Origin of the sequence: Streptomyces sp. NPDC053427 (genome assembly GCF_044544985.1) — a bacterium.
In the GTDB taxonomy this organism is placed as follows: domain Bacteria; phylum Actinomycetota; class Actinomycetes; order Streptomycetales; family Streptomycetaceae; genus Streptomyces.
The window spans coordinates 285,579-299,193 of record NZ_JBITYA010000008.1 but is presented as its reverse complement, the minus strand read 5'-3'; the positions used below and the strand labels follow the sequence as shown (position 1 = coordinate 299,193).

Below are 13,615 nucleotides of genomic sequence, written 5' to 3'. Positions count from 1 at the left end.
GTCAGGCGTCGCCGGCCTCCGCCAGGAGGCGTTGGGCGAGGACCAGAGGGGCGCCGGGATCGCGGGTCGGCGCCGGGGCCGTGGTCCGGTGCGTGGGCGGGCGTTCGACCGTCGTCGCGCCGGTGTCGGATTCCAGGGCGGGGGCGTAGCCCGCCGCGCGCAGGGCCTCCAGGGTGGCGGCCGGGGGACGGCCGCTGACCAGGACGGTCGGCGCGATGGCCCGCAGCCCCAGCTCGCGCAGGCCGCGGTGGGCGGCGAGTTCCGTCACGAGGGTTTCGTCGTCGGAGCGGATGCAGCAGGCGGCGGGCAGCACGCGCATCCGGCCGTGAATGCGGGCGGTGTCCTGGACGAGGTAGCCGAGCGGCTGCGGCAGGCCGCCGGTCGCCGAGGCGGCCTTGAGGTCGGCGAGGAGGGTCCCCGCGCTGCGGCCGGCGTCCAGGGCGCGGCGTACGGAGGCGGGGGTGAAGCGCCAGGTGACGGCCTGGCCTTCGGATTCGCGGTCGGCGGCCGCGTCGAGCAGTCCGTCTAGGGCGGGGGCGGGGCGGCCGGTGACGACGGCGGTCAGATCGGCCTGGAAGTGGGCCCGTTCGAGGAGCGGCGGCAGCAGGTCCCGCAACGGCTCGCCGAGGGAGTGCGGACCGGCGAGAAGGGCCCGGCCCAGGGGCGTGAGCGTGCCGTGGGCACTCAGGCCGAGGAACGCGGCCTCCCGGAGGGTGTGGGCGGCGCGGTCCTCGGCCAGCGGCTGTGCGGTGACGGCGAGCGGGCGGTGCCAGTCGGCGGCGGCGAGGAGGTTCGGCAGCGGGGGGTGTTCGGTGGGCGCCGGCAGGGGTGCCCCGGCGCCGAGGGGGGCGGTGTCCAGCGCGGCCAGGAGGGCGTGCCGCAGGGCGGGGGCGTGCCGGTCGTGGCCCCGTAGGAGCGCGGTGGGGGTCTCGCCGAAGGGGGTGTGGGTGGGGACGGCCCACAGGGCGGACCAGGCGGCCAGTACGGGGGCGAGGCGCTCGCCCGGTGGGCGGCCCAGCCAGTCGTCGTAGGCGCCGGTGGGCAGCGCGGTGATGCCCGCCGGGGTGCGGGTCAGCGCGATCAGGTCGGCGGCGAGGGCGAGGTCGAGCAGGAGCCGGGTGTGCGGTTCGTCGGCGCCGGCGGCCTTGGCCAGCCGCTTGATCTCGCGGAGCGTCAGGCCACCGGACTTGCGCAGCGCGGCGGGCTGCGTCGCCAGGGAGGCGAGGAGGCGCTCCAGAGTGGCGGCGAGGGTCGCCGCGGCGGCCCGCGACGCATCGAGCAGGGAGTCTTCGGTGACCGCGACGGCGGGGCCGGGGCCGGCCTCCGGGGCGGGCTGCGGGGCGTGCGCGGCGAAGGGGCCGAGGTCGTGGGCGGCCAGGAGCTGCGGGGTACGCGGCGGGACGACGACCGTGCCGTCCTCGGCCGGCGCGGCCAGACCGTCGTCGTACAGGGCGTGCAGGGCGGTCTCGGCGGCCGTGCGCGCGGGGCCCGGTCCGGCGGCCCCGAGCTGCGCGTACACCTCCTCGGGCGGGACGGGTTCGCTGGCCAGGTGGGCGAAGGACAGCCGGTGCGCCATCAGGGACTGGTAGTCGGCGCCCGGGGCCGGGGCGACCGGGCGGGGGGCGGCACGCGCAGCCCGCTCCTGGCTGATCCGGGCCGTGGCGGCGAGCACCTGCAACCGGGGGTGGTCGAGGTGGATCACCAGCTGGTGGAGGGTTTCGTACGACCACAATGCGCTTGCCAGTCCGCGCAGTTGCGTGGGGGCGGGGCGGCGGGCGAGCGGCTCGGCGTGCCGGGTCAGCAGCGCGGCGAGCTGCTCGGGGGTGCGCCGGGCGAGGGATCGGGTGAGTGTGTCGAGGCCTTCCACGGCGTTGAGATTAGTCATCGCGCGAGGAGAGCGGTCAGGGCGCCCACGGGGTCGCGGTCGGCGGGCCCGGTGGGCCACCAGTCCTCGGCGCCGGGCTCGGATTCGTACGGGTACCAGCGGTTGTCGTGGCCGAAGCGCAGCTGGATGCCGCGCTCGGGGTCGGTGAGGTGGTTGTGGCGCGGGCGCAGGGGCGGAAGGTCCGCGGCGAGCAGGGCGCTGCGGGCCCGGTCGAAGTCGCCGGCCGGGGGGTCCCAGGGGGTGTCGAGGAGGGTGAGTCCTTCGGCACCGCCCTGCCGCCAGGCGGCCACGGAGCGGGCCACCTCCGTCGGGGTACGGCCGGTGGCGGCGGCGAGGTCGCGGTAGAGGGCCCGGGTGGCGGAGGTCAGCCCGGCGGTGGGGTGGGCGGTGGCCGCCAGGCGGACGGCGTCCTCCCATGGGGGCAGCTCCGGGAAGGGGCCGCGGACGGGCCGCCGTTCCTCGCCGGAACCGGGGGCTCCGGCGGCTCCGGCGGCTCCGGTGGCTCCGGTGGCGGATACGAAGGCGTGGGCGCGGGCCGCGGCGTCGGCGGCCAGGAATTCCAGGGCGGCCGGGTCGAAGGGCAGACCGTCGGCATCGGGGAGCGCCGGGGGCCGGCCGGGGTGGGAGGGCACCGGCAGGGGTGGCGGGAGCGGCGGCCGGAGACGGTCGGCGAGGGCGTCCCGGGCGAGCACCCCGCGAGGCGTGGCGGGCGCCGCCGCCCCGGGGGCGACGGGGGCTGCGGGGACCGGCGCGGGGGCGGCGGCACGGCCCTCGTGGGCGGAGCGGCCGGCATGGCGGCGGGAGAGCTCATCGAGGAGCTCCCGTTCGCCGCGGCCGCGCATCAGCAGCAGGACGAAGGGGTCCGCGTCCAGGAGGCGGGCCACCTGGAAGCAGAGCGCGGCGGCGTGTTTGCAGGGCCGCCCGTGATCGGGGCACGAGCAGCGGGGGACGAGGTCGCCCGGCACCGGCAGGAGGGGTACCTCCCCCTCGGCGAGTGCGGCGGGCAGCTTCTTGGCGAGCAGGGCGGCGAGCTGCGCGGGCTCCGCGGCGATCGCGTCGAGCAGGCCGTCCCACTCCTGGTCGGAGAGGGTCCGCAGGCGGATTTCGGCGCTGTAGGGGCGGGGTCTGCTGCCCCGTACGGTGGCGAGGATCCGGCCCGGTGTGACGTTGATGGTGTCGACATGGCCGTCGCGCGCGTACGTCCGGCCGCGGGCGAGCCGGGCGGTGTCGAGGGCGGCGGTCTCCAGTGCGTCCAGCCAGGCGCTGCCCCACCAGGATTCGGCGAACAGTCCCCGGGCGCCGGTGCGGGCCGACAGCGGCGGGAACGTCCGCGAGCGGTCCGCGCGCGCCATCCGGTCGGCCGCGGCGGCCCGCCCGGATGCCACGGATCGCGCCCGGAAAGGGGAGACGCTCATACGGACCTCCTCAGGGAGACGAGATCGGCCAGCTCGGTGTCGGACAGCTCGGTCAGCGCGGTCTCGCCACCGGAGAGCACCGCGTCGGCGAGTGCCCGCTTGGCGGTGAGGAGCTGGGCGATGTTGTCCTCGACGGTGCCCTCGGTGATCAGCCTGTGCACCTGGACCGGCTGGGTCTGGCCGATGCGGTAGGCGCGGTCGGTGGCCTGCTCCTCGACCGCAGGATTCCACCAGCGGTCGTAGTGGACGACATGCGCGGCGCGGGTGAGGTTGAGGCCGGTGCCGGCCGCCTTGAGGGACAGCAGAAAGACAGGGGCGTGGCCCGACTGGAACCGGTCGACCATCTTCTCCCGCTCGGCCACCGGGGTGCCGCCGTGCAGCAGCTGGGTGGGGATGCCGCGGTTGCCCAGGTGCCGTTCCAGCAGCCGGGCCATCCCCACGTACTGGGTGAAGACCAAGGTGGCGCCGCCCTCGGCCAGGATCGTGTCCAGGAGTTCGTCGAGCAGTTCCAGCTTCCCGGAGCGGGCGGCCAGGCCCGGCGCGGCCTCCTTGAGGTACTGCGCGGGGTGGTTGCAGATCTGCTTGAGGGCCGTGAGCAGCTTCATCACCAGGCCGCGCCGGGCGATGCCTTCGGCTGCCCCGATCCGGGCGAGGGCCTCGCGGACGACGGCCTGGTACAGCGCCGCCTGTTCGCGCCCCAGCGCCACCGGATGGTCCGTCTCAGTCTTCGGCGGGAGCTCGGGGGCGATGCCGGGGTCGGACTTCTTGCGGCGCAGGATGAACGGTCGCACCAGCCTCGCCAGCCGCTGCGCCGCCTCCGGGTCCTCCCCGCCCTCGACCTCACGGGCATGCAGCGCGCGGAACGTCTTGAGGGACCCCAGGAGCCCCGGCGTCGTCCAGTCCAGGAGGGCCCACAGTTCGGAGAGGTTGTTCTCCACCGGAGTGCCGGTGAGGGCGATCCGGGCCGGTGCCTTGATGGAGCGCAGCGCCTTGGCCGTCGACGAACGCGGATTCTTCACATGCTGCGCCTCGTCGGCGACGACCCAGGCCCAGCGGTGGGCGGCAAGTCGGTCGGCGCTGCTGCGCATCGTCCCGTAGGTCGTCAGGACGAAGCCGCCGTCCAGGCCGTCCAGGCTGCGGCCGGTGCCGTGGAAGCGGCGTACGGGCGTGCCGGGGGCGAAGCGTTCGATCTCGCGCTGCCAGTTGCCCAGGAGGGAGGCGGGACAGACTACGAGCACGGGCGCTCGGGGCCGTCGGTGCAGGTGGAGCGCGATGACGGTGATGGTCTTGCCCAGGCCCATGTCGTCGGCGAGGCAGCCGCCGAGGCCGATCGACGTCATGGTGTCGAGCCAGGCCATACCCCGTAGCTGATAGTCGCGCAGGGTCGCCCGCAGTCCGGGCGGCTGGGGCAGCGGCGGCGCCGGGGTGGTGAGGCGCCCGCGCAGCGCCGCGAGGGCCCCCAGGGGCACCACTTCGACCTCTTCGCCGTCCACCTCCGCGGTGCCGCCCAGTGTCGCGGCGAGGGCGTCGACCGGGTCCAGATAGCCCAGTTCGCGCTTGCGGGCCTTGCGGACGAGGGCGGGGTCGACCAGGACCCACTGGTCGCGCAGCCGGACGACGGGGCGGTGGGCCTCGGCGAGGGCATCCATCTCCGCCTCGCTCAGCGGCTCGCCGTCCATCGCCACCTGCCAGCGGAACTGCAGCAGTTCATCGGTGTCGAAGAAGCCGAAGCCGTCCGCGGCGGAACCGGGTGCCGGGCGCAGCACCGCCGCGGCGGTCAGCCCGCGGGCCAGCTCCTTGGGCCAGTGGACGGCCACCCCGGCGGCGCCCAGCCGTGGCGTGGCCGGGCCCAGGAGGTCGTACAACTCGTCCTCGCTGAGCGGGAGTACGTCGGGAACCGGCCGCTCCAGGAGGCGGGTGAGCGGTTCCCAGACGCGGGCCGCCCGCCGCAGCGCCAGGAGGGTGTCGACGCGGGAGCGCGGCCCGAAGTGGTCGGGGCCCTCGCCCTCCCACAGCTGACGGGCGTCGGCCACCAGGGTCGGGTCGGTGAGACTGTGCACCTGCAGGACGGCGGCCGCCGCGCTGCGCTCTTCGGCGTCGTTCCCGCCGTCCGCCCCGATGTCGAAGATCTTGTGCGACGGCAGGTCGAGGCGCAGCGAGAGCCGTACGCCGGCGTCGATGCCGGCCGCCGCCTCGGCGGCCCACTCGCGGGCGCCGGGCAGATACTGCGGCGCGCTCGCCGCGAACGGGGCGCCGGCCACCAGCTCGGCCGCGGGGGTGCGGGGCAGGACGTCAGCGATCGCATCCACGAAGAGCCGGACGAGCGCCGCCGGTTCGGGCACCCGGAGCGGGCGGCTGCCGGGGACCGGGACCGCATACGCCTCGCCGGGCATGGCCGCGGCGATGGCCCGCAGGTGTGCGATGTCGTCGGGGTCCAGGGGACCGGCGCGCCAGGCGTCGGTGTCCTCGTCGGTCAGTCCGGGCAGCAGCCTGCCGCGCGCGGCGAGATGCAGGGCGTGCAGCGTGGCCGCGCCCCAGCACGCGGCGGCCGGATGGGCGCCCGGGTCGTGCCGGGCCCGGACCAGCAGCGGCACCGCCTCGGCCAGCGGAAGCAGCACCGCAGGAACCGTACGGCTGCGGGCCCCGTTGCCGTGACGCCGGGCAACGGTCAGTTCCGAGGGCTCACCGGCCCCCTCCTCCGGCGTGTCCGCCACGCCCCGCCCCGCTCCTCCGTCCGGCAGCGGGCCGCCGTCGGGCCGCCACAGGGCGATCTTCCCGGCGCGCGGCGGCCGGGCGGGCAGGAAGGTCACGGCGCAGCGGGCCAGGTCGGCACCGCCTCCGGCGCCTGCGCCCGGCGTCCCCGGCACCGGCCCCGCGGACGCCGGGACGTCCGCCCAAGGCGCCGCGCCGCTCGCCGCTTCCGTCTCCCACCGCCTCGCCATGCCCTGCCGTCCTCTCGCCCTGTCGCCCTGCTGCTCAATCGTTCCGCGCCCGCCGCGGGCGCCTTCCCGTCCGGCCCCGGCCGGCTCGCTTCCACCCGCCCGACCCACCCGATGCCGATGTGCCGCCCACGCCCTTCGCTCCCCCGCGAGGGGCCGGTCGCCGACGGTGGTTCCGGACTGTCACGCGCTGCGGCCCCGGCAGCAATTCGATGGAATCACACGGCACTGACAACGCGGCCCTCCCCGCGTCCCCCGCGCTTCCCTCGCAGGTCGACGGCGTCGCGCAGGGCCGGTGCCGCACGACGGCAGCGCCGCCGGGCCGCATCGGGACCGAAGTTTTCCACAGGCCACGAAACCCCTCCCCGCACCGCCGCGAAAGCGGCTACAGTGCGTTACATCGTCACTCACAGTAACGTAACCACCACATCGAGGAGCCCTCATGCGCACCCCCACACCCGAGCAGTCCGCCGCGGCCGAGGCCTTCCGGACCGGCGCGCACCTCGTCATGCAGGCCGGTGCCGGCACGGGCAAGACGACGACCCTCGCGATGCTTGCGCATGCCGCCCAACGGCAGGGGCGCCTCGGCCGATATATCGCCTTCAACAGAGCCATCGCGCGCGACGCCGCCAGAACGTTCCCCGCCGAAGTGGCCTGCGGAACCGCCCACTCCCTCGCCTACACCGCGGTCGGCAGGAACTACCAGGCCCGGATGAACGCCCCCCGGCAGGCGGGATGGAGAACGGGCGCGGCCCTCGGCATCGACGAAGGCGTCTCGGTGCGCCTCGGCGCACGCAAGGTCGACAACAAGGCGCTCTCCTACTCGGCCCTGCGCACGGTCACCCGTTTCTGCCAGTCGGCCGACAAAGACCTCGCGCGCCACCACGTCCCGCCGCTGCGCGGCGCCGCCTCGCCGACCCTGCACGATCAGCTCGCCGATCTCGTCCTGCCGTACGCCCGCAAGGCCTGGGCCGATCTTCAGCATCGGGACCGCGGCGTGGTCCGCTTCGAACACGACCATTACCTCAAGATGTGGGCGCTGCAAGAACCCGTGATCCGGGCGGATTTCCTGCTCCTCGACGAAGCCCAGGACACCAACCCCGTCGTCGAGCAGGTCTTCTCCGCCCAGCGCGACCACGCCCAGCTGGTACTGGTCGGCGACTCGGCCCAGGCTGTCTACGGCTGGCGAGGGGCACGCGACGTCATGACGGGATTCGACGGCGAACAGCTCACCCTCACCCGCTCCTTCCGCTTCGGCCCGGCCTTGGCGGCGGAGGCCAACCGCTGGCTGACGATCATCGGCGCACCCATCCGGCTCACAGGATCACCCCAGCTGGAGACGGAGCTGGCAAGGGTTCCCACCCCGGAGGCGATCCTGTGCCGGTCGAATGTCGGCGCCATGGTGGAGGTGATACGGCAGCTGGAGGCGGACCGCAGGGTCTCGCTCGCCGGCGGCGGCGCGGCGCTGAGCGCACTGGCGCGGGCCGCGCACGACCTCGAGGCGGGCCGACGGACGACGCACCCCGAGCTGATGCTCTTCGAGTCCTGGTCGGAACTGCGCGAGTACGCGGAGTACGACCCGGCCGGACGGGATCTGCTTCCGCTGGTCGAAGTCGTCGACGAGCACGGAACGGCGGCCCTCCTGCGTGCCCTGCACCGGCTCTCGCCCGAGGACTCCTCGGAGGTCACGGTGTCCACCGCGCACCGGGCCAAGGGGCGGGAGTGGGCGAGTGTGCGCATCGCGGACGATTTCACGGGCCCCGATGATCTCGACGATCACGGAGCGGACGGAAAACCGCTCCCCGGGCCGATCGACGTCGACGAGGCGCGCCTGGCGTATGTAGCGGTGACCCGCGCCAGATCCCGACTCGACATCGGCGGCCTGTCCTGGATCAACGGCCACCCGGCGGGCGATCCCCGCCCCGCCCGCTCCACCCCCACTGCGACGAGCCCCGACCCGGCACCGCCCGACACCGCGCGCGACCAGCCGCTCGTCGCTTGCGCGGACCACAAGATCCACGGCGGGGAGCCGTGTCCCGCGGGCCCGGCTCCCCCTGCGGTCCCGGCCACCCGATGCGGAGAGGTGACCGGCTCGTCGATCGGGAGGATCCTGGAGGCAGGAGATGGGTACTGATGCGTACGGGAAATGAGCCGCTTCAGGCGCGCAGTCCGCTGAGGATCCGCCGTGGGCTGGCGCTGTGGGGGCTGGTGTGGGCCATCGCCGGAGCCGTTGCCTTCGCCATGGCCGGACGGCCGGAGTGGGCGGCGGCCTGCGCGGCCGTGGCGCTCCTGGCCATCGTGGACCTGGGCATCGTGATTCGGCACATTCACCAGGGACCGCACTATCAGCCGGGCAAGGACATACCGCCCTACGAACCCGACCGGGGCCGGAACGAACTCTTCGGCCGCCGCAACGCGGACGGCCGCAGGCGCAACACCAGGCCGTAGCGCTCGGCCCGGGTGCCGAACGGCGACGAACCGGCGTGGTGCGGCGTCATGGTGCGGCATCGCCGTTCGAGCGCGGGCCGCGCTCCCCGTTGCCACCGCCGGGTGCGAAGCGGGCCGCTTCGAGGAAGTCCGGGCGGGGTTCCAGGGCCGCCGCCAGACGGAAGTGGCGCAGGGCCTCGTCCGGGCGGTTGGCGCGTTCCAGGGTGCGGGCCAGGGCGAAGTGAGCGTAGGCGTTGGCGGGCTCGCGTTCCAGGACGATCTGGAACTCCAGCTCCGCCGAGCGCAGTTGCGCGGCCAGGAAGAAGGCGCGGGCGCGCAGCAGGCGGGCCGCGGTGTTCTCGGGATGGGCGGTGATGACCGGATCCAGCAACCTGATCGCGCCGCGCGGGTCGCGGGCCGCCAGCAGATGCTCCGCGGCGCGGAAGTCGATGACATGCGTCTCGGGGCTGCGCTCGGGCACGGACGTCTCCTCTCCGTAGCCGTACGGGCGGCCCTCAACGGCCACCCGTACGGCATGACGTGCGGCACAACAACCGCCTCAGCCACCGCATTCCCGTTCGGAGGGCAGCGAACCGGCCCGCGCGCCGCGCGCCCCCGCCGTTACAGGCTGATGTGGTACGCCTTGCGCAACGTCTCGTGCACGGTCCACTGCGTGCGGTCGCCCTCGCGCAGGACGCAGGCGTCGCCCGGTCCCACCTCGAGCACCGAGCCGCCCTCGACGGCGATGGTGGCGCGCCCGCTGACGACCACGAAGAGCTCGTTGGCTTCGGTATCGGTCACCACGCCGGGCGTGATCTGCCAGATTCCGCGGATCTGCGTGCCGTCCGGAGACTCCCACAGCACCTTGCCCGTCACCACCGGGTCACCCGAGACGATCTGTTCGGGATCCAGCGGTTCCGGCTCCAGATCGGCGTCCGCGATGCCGGGGATGTTCACGACAAAGGACGCGGGAGCGGTCGCAGCGCCATCGGAAGAGTCGGAGGACGAGGAAGAAGAAACGGAGGAAGGAGAGGAAGAGGGCGAGGCCGGGGCAGCGGCCGGCTCGGCGTCGGGAGACTTGGGGGCGGAATCGGTAGCACTCATGGCGGCGAGGCTATCGTCCGGCCTCAGACGCCTCGCAGCCGCTCCCAGACCGCGCGGACCTGCGGTTCCAGTGCCTCGAGGGGGCCGTCGTTGTCGATGACGAGATGCGCGACCGCCAGCCGCTGTTCGCGGGTCGCCTGGGCGGCCATCCGGGACCTCGCCTCGTCCTCCGTCATGCCGCGCAACCGCACCAGGCGGCTCAGCTGGGTCTCCGGTGCGGCGTCGACGACGACGACCAGGTCGTAGAGCGGCGCCAGGCCGTTCTCCGTCAGCAGCGGCACATCGTGGACGACGACGGCGTCCGGCCCGGCCGAGGCCTCGAGTTCGGCCGAGCGGGCACCCACCAGCGGGTGCACGATCGCGTTGAGCGCCTTCAGCTTCTCGGGGTCGGCGAAAACGATCCCGCCGAGTTTGGGCCGGTCCAGGGCGCCGTCAGGGGCGAGAACGTCCTCCCCGAACTCCTCGATCACCGCGGCGAGGCCGGGCGTGCCCGGCTCGACGACCTCGCGTGCGATCTTGTCCGCGTCCACGATCACCGCGCCGTACGACGCCAGCAAACGCGAGACCTCGCTCTTGCCCGCCCCGATTCCACCCGTCAGCCCCACCTTGACCATGCGGTCACGCTATACGGTCGCAGGGCCGGGACGGTATGCGGCCCCGAGCCGTGCCCCGGCGGCCGCCGCCCGGCGATCCCGGGCGCAGCGGGCCGGCCGACGCCCGCACTCAGGCTCCGCCGCCCCCCTCGCTCTCCCGCTCCGCGAGAAAGCGCTCGAACTCCCGGCCGATCTCGTCGGCGGAGGGCAGTTCCACCGGTTCGGCGACCAGGCTCCCCCGGGACTCCGCTCCGGCCACCGCGTCGTACTGATGCTCCAGCCCGCTGACCAGCGCGACCAGCTCCTCGTCGCCCTGCGAGATCTGGCGCTCGATCTCCTCCTGCGTCCGCAGCGCCTCCGTGCGCAGCGCATGGGCGGCGCCGGGCAGTACCAGGCCGGTTGCCGCCGTCACGGCTTCCAGGGCCGTGAGCGCGGCGTCCGGGTACGCGGAGCGGGCGATGTAGTGGGGGACGTGCGCGGCCACGCCCAGTACGTCGTGCCCGGCCTCGGCCAGCCGGAACTCGATCAGCGACTCCGCGCTGCCGGGCACCTGCGCCTCGTCGAAGAAGCTGGTGTGCCCCGGCATCAGGTCGGTGCGGTTGCCGTGCGGGGTGATCCCTACGGGGCGGGTGTGCGGGACGCCCATCGGGATGCCGTGGAAGTTGACCGACAGCCGGACGCCGAGCCGCTCGACGATCTGGCGCACCGCGGCCGAGAAGCGTTCCCACTCCACATCGGGCTCGGGGCCGGAGAGCAGCAGGAAGGGCGCTCCGGTGGCGTCCTCGACGAGCCGTAGGGCGATGCTGGGCGCCTCGAAGGCGGTCCAGTGGTCCCGCTCGAAGGTGATCAGCGGCCGCCGGGCCCGATAGTCGACCAGCCGGTCGTGGTCGAAGCGGGCGACCACGCGGTGCGGCAGACCCTCCAGCAGCCGTTCCACGATCTGGTCGCCGGCTTCACCGGCGTCGATGTAGCCGTCGAAGTGGTACAGCAGCACCAGTCCGGCGGAGTCCGTGGCGGCGATCGCCTCGACCGCTGCGAGCCCGCTCGGCTCCCATTCGTACAACCCCTGGGGATCCAACACAGTGAGCGCTCCTCCTCATGTCCGTGTGCAAGAACATCCGGACGCGGGCTTGCATTCCCGGCCCGGCGCTCCGATGCCCGCGCACGGCGCAAAACCGCCCCCGCACCGCGCCCCGATGGCGTGCCGCCGCCCGTCTCCTGCCGCGCGCGGACGTCGTGCGCCCACGCTCGCCGTGCAGCCCGGCGGTACGGATGAGTTCGCGCCATTGCCTACCGCCCCGGAAACCCACGGCGCTCCAACGACCCCGCCTCGCGGACGAGTTGCCGCAAGGACGCGCCCGCCGTACCCGGGCCTCCGGACGGCATGGAGCACGCGCACTTCCGCCGGTCCGGTAGGGGCGGGGGCATCCCGGACACGACGAAGGCCCGCTCCCCCGGAGGGGAACGGGCCTTCGCCTATCGGCTAGTGCCTAGCGGCGAGCTGCCGCCTGTCGGCAAGAGCTCAGCTCTGGCCGCCGGCCAGCTTCTCGCGGAGCGCGGCGAGCGCCTCGTCCGACGCCAGGGCGCCGGAGTTGTCCGCCGACTCCGAGGAGTACGAGCCACCGGAGACCTGGCCGCCACCGGCCTGGCCGCCACCGGCCGCCGCCGGAGCCGCAGCGCCCTCGGCCGCCGCCTGCTCGTCGGCCTCGCGGGACTTGATGACCTGGGCCTGGTGCTGCTCGAAGCGCTGCTGCGCCTCGGCGTACTGGTTCTCCCACGCCTCGCGCTGGGTCTCGTAGCCCTCGAGCCAGTCGTTGGTCTCGGGGTCGAAGCCCTCGGGGTAGATGTAGTTGCCCTGGTCGTCGTAGGACGCGGCCATGCCGTACAGGGTCGGGTCGAACTCGACGGCCGACGGGTCGGCGCCGAAGGACTCGTTGGCCTGCTTCAGCGACAGCGAGATCCGGCGACGCTCGAGGTCGATGTCGATGACCTTGACGAAGATCTCGTCGTTGACCTGGACGACCTGCTCCGGGATCTCGACGTGGCGCTCGGCCAGCTCGGAGATGTGGACCAGGCCCTCGATGCCCTCGTCGACGCGCACGAACGCACCGAAGGGAACGAGCTTGGTGACCTTACCCGGGACGACCTGACCGATCTGGTGGGTCCGGGCGAACTGCTGCCACGGGTCTTCCTGGGTCGCCTTGAGCGACAGGGACACGCGCTCGCGGTCCATGTCGACGTCCAGGACCTCGACCGTGACCTCCTGGCCGACCTCGACGACCTCGGACGGGTGGTCGATGTGCTTCCAGGACAGCTCGGAGACGTGGACGAGACCGTCGACGCCGCCCAGGTCCACGAAGGCACCGAAGTTGACGATGGAGGAGACGACGCCGGAGCGCACCTGACCCTTCTGGAGGGTGGTGAGGAAGGTCTGGCGGACCTCGCTCTGGGTCTGCTCCAGCCAGGCACGGCGGGACAGGACCACGTTGTTGCGGTTCTTGTCCAGCTCGATGATCTTGGCCTCGAGCTCCTTGCCCACGTAGGGCTGGAGGTCGCGAACGCGGCGCATCTCGACCAGGGAGGCCGGGAGGAAGCCACGGAGGCCGATGTCGAGGATGAGACCACCCTTGACGACCTCGATGACGGTACCGGTGACGATCCCGTCCTCTTCCTTGATCTTCTCGATCGTGCCCCAGGCACGCTCGTACTGAGCGCGCTTCTTGGACAGGATGAGGCGGCCTTCCTTGTCCTCCTTCTGGAGAACCAGGGCCTCGATCTCGTCGCCGACGGCAACGACCTCGTTGGGGTCGACGTCGTGCTTGATCGAGAGCTCGCGGCTCGGGATGACGCCTTCGGTCTTGTAACCGATGTCGAGCAGGACCTCGTCCCGGTCGACCTTCACGATGACGCCGTCGACGATGTCGCCGTCGTTGAAGTACTTGATCGTCTCGTCGATCGCGGCGAGGAAAGCTTCCTCGTTACCGATGTCGTTGACCGCAACCTGCGGGGTGGTGGCGGTGGTCTCGGTGCTGCTCGTCATGTGGGAAAGGGCTCCGGTACGGACATTGAGTCGTAGGTACTGCTACGCCGAGAGCCGGTATCGCCTCTGCATAAGCCGGACAGCGTCAAGGCGAACCTTCAGGAAGCTCGGCCCGTGGCCGGAACACCCGAAACGCCTCAAAAACCGAGGGGTGCATACAGATGCGAGCGCGGCCTGCTCCGTCTGAGGCGCGCAAGCCCGCAGCGCAACTT

Annotated in this window: 10 protein-coding genes; 2 read left to right on the top strand and 8 right to left on the bottom strand. The window is 73.3% G+C overall.

What is annotated here, in order from left to right:
- Position 1: 1 nt before the first annotated feature.
- From ACIGWZ_RS23750 to ACIGWZ_RS23740, 3 genes are read right to left on the bottom strand one after another with little or no spacing between them, the layout of a single operon-like run.
- A complete protein-coding gene (locus ACIGWZ_RS23750) occupies positions 2-1,885 on the bottom strand; it encodes a helicase-associated domain-containing protein (RefSeq protein ID WP_400067727.1) in 1,884 nt (627 codons plus the stop codon).
- Positions 1,882-3,300 carry an SWIM zinc finger family protein gene (locus tag ACIGWZ_RS23745; protein ID WP_400067725.1) on the bottom strand — a complete coding sequence of 473 codons (1,419 nt, stop codon included), beginning with the start codon at positions 3,298-3,300 and terminating at the stop codon, positions 1,882-1,884. Before ACIGWZ_RS23745 ends, ACIGWZ_RS23750 begins: the two co-directional genes overlap by 4 nt.
- The gene (locus ACIGWZ_RS23740) at positions 3,297-6,242 is read right to left on the bottom strand and encodes an SNF2-related protein (RefSeq protein ID WP_400067723.1); all 2,946 of its coding nucleotides are present in this window, start codon (positions 6,240-6,242) and stop codon (positions 3,297-3,299) included. The genes ACIGWZ_RS23745 and ACIGWZ_RS23740 overlap by 4 nt, the downstream gene beginning before the upstream one ends.
- Before the next feature lie 439 nt (positions 6,243-6,681).
- Here ACIGWZ_RS23740 and ACIGWZ_RS23735 point away from each other — a divergent pair, with 439 nt between their 5' ends.
- Together ACIGWZ_RS23735 and ACIGWZ_RS23730 are read left to right on the top strand one after the other, a co-directional pair.
- A complete protein-coding gene (locus tag ACIGWZ_RS23735; RefSeq protein WP_400067721.1) occupies positions 6,682-8,373 on the top strand; it encodes a UvrD-helicase domain-containing protein in 1,692 nt (563 codons plus the stop codon).
- Positions 8,373-8,687, top strand: coding sequence for a DUF6343 family protein (locus tag ACIGWZ_RS23730; protein WP_400067719.1), 315 nt, complete (start codon positions 8,373-8,375; stop codon positions 8,685-8,687). Before ACIGWZ_RS23735 ends, ACIGWZ_RS23730 begins: the two co-directional genes overlap by 1 nt.
- A gap of 46 nt (positions 8,688-8,733) precedes the next feature.
- On the opposite strand, the gene ACIGWZ_RS23725 is transcribed toward ACIGWZ_RS23730, so the two are convergent.
- The 5 genes from ACIGWZ_RS23725 to rpsA all read right to left on the bottom strand — a co-directional run bounded on the left by ACIGWZ_RS23725 (position 8,734) and on the right by rpsA (position 13,403).
- Positions 8,734-9,147, bottom strand: coding sequence for a tetratricopeptide repeat protein (locus ACIGWZ_RS23725; RefSeq protein WP_400067717.1), 414 nt, complete (start codon positions 9,145-9,147; stop codon positions 8,734-8,736).
- 140 nt (positions 9,148-9,287) lie between these two features.
- Complete coding sequence (locus ACIGWZ_RS23720) at positions 9,288-9,623, bottom strand: cupin domain-containing protein (RefSeq protein WP_400068052.1); 336 nt, start codon at positions 9,621-9,623, stop codon at positions 9,288-9,290.
- Positions 9,624-9,793: 170 nt separating this feature from the next.
- The gene (coaE, locus tag ACIGWZ_RS23715) at positions 9,794-10,384 is read right to left on the bottom strand and encodes a dephospho-CoA kinase (RefSeq protein WP_400067715.1); all 591 of its coding nucleotides are present in this window, start codon (positions 10,382-10,384) and stop codon (positions 9,794-9,796) included.
- A 109-nt stretch (positions 10,385-10,493) separates the two neighbouring features.
- The gene (locus ACIGWZ_RS23710; protein ID WP_400067713.1) at positions 10,494-11,444 is read right to left on the bottom strand and encodes a PAC2 family protein; all 951 of its coding nucleotides are present in this window, start codon (positions 11,442-11,444) and stop codon (positions 10,494-10,496) included.
- A 441-nt stretch (positions 11,445-11,885) separates the two neighbouring features.
- On the bottom strand, positions 11,886-13,403 hold the full coding sequence (rpsA, locus tag ACIGWZ_RS23705) for a 30S ribosomal protein S1 (protein WP_053927383.1): 1,518 nt from the start codon (positions 13,401-13,403) through the stop codon (positions 11,886-11,888).
- Between the last annotated feature and the right edge of the window lie 212 nt (positions 13,404-13,615).

What these genes read in the sequence shown, in the direction of transcription:
- ACIGWZ_RS23750 (WP_400067727.1), bottom strand. Translation starts at nt 1,885, where the DNA reads ATGACTAATCTCAACGCCGTGGAAGGCCTCGACACACTCACCCGATCC.
- ACIGWZ_RS23745 (WP_400067725.1), bottom strand. Translation starts at nt 3,300, where the DNA reads ATGAGCGTCTCCCCTTTCCGGGCGCGATCCGTGGCATCCGGGCGGGCC.
- ACIGWZ_RS23740 (WP_400067723.1), bottom strand. Translation starts at nt 6,242, where the DNA reads ATGGCGAGGCGGTGGGAGACGGAAGCGGCGAGCGGCGCGGCGCCTTGG.
- ACIGWZ_RS23735 (WP_400067721.1), top strand. Translation starts at nt 6,682, where the DNA reads ATGCGCACCCCCACACCCGAGCAGTCCGCCGCGGCCGAGGCCTTCCGG.
- ACIGWZ_RS23730 (WP_400067719.1), top strand. Translation starts at nt 8,373, where the DNA reads ATGCGTACGGGAAATGAGCCGCTTCAGGCGCGCAGTCCGCTGAGGATC.
- coaE (WP_400067715.1), bottom strand. Translation starts at nt 10,384, where the DNA reads ATGGTCAAGGTGGGGCTGACGGGTGGAATCGGGGCGGGCAAGAGCGAG.
- rpsA (WP_053927383.1), bottom strand. Translation starts at nt 13,403, where the DNA reads ATGACGAGCAGCACCGAGACCACCGCCACCACCCCGCAGGTTGCGGTC.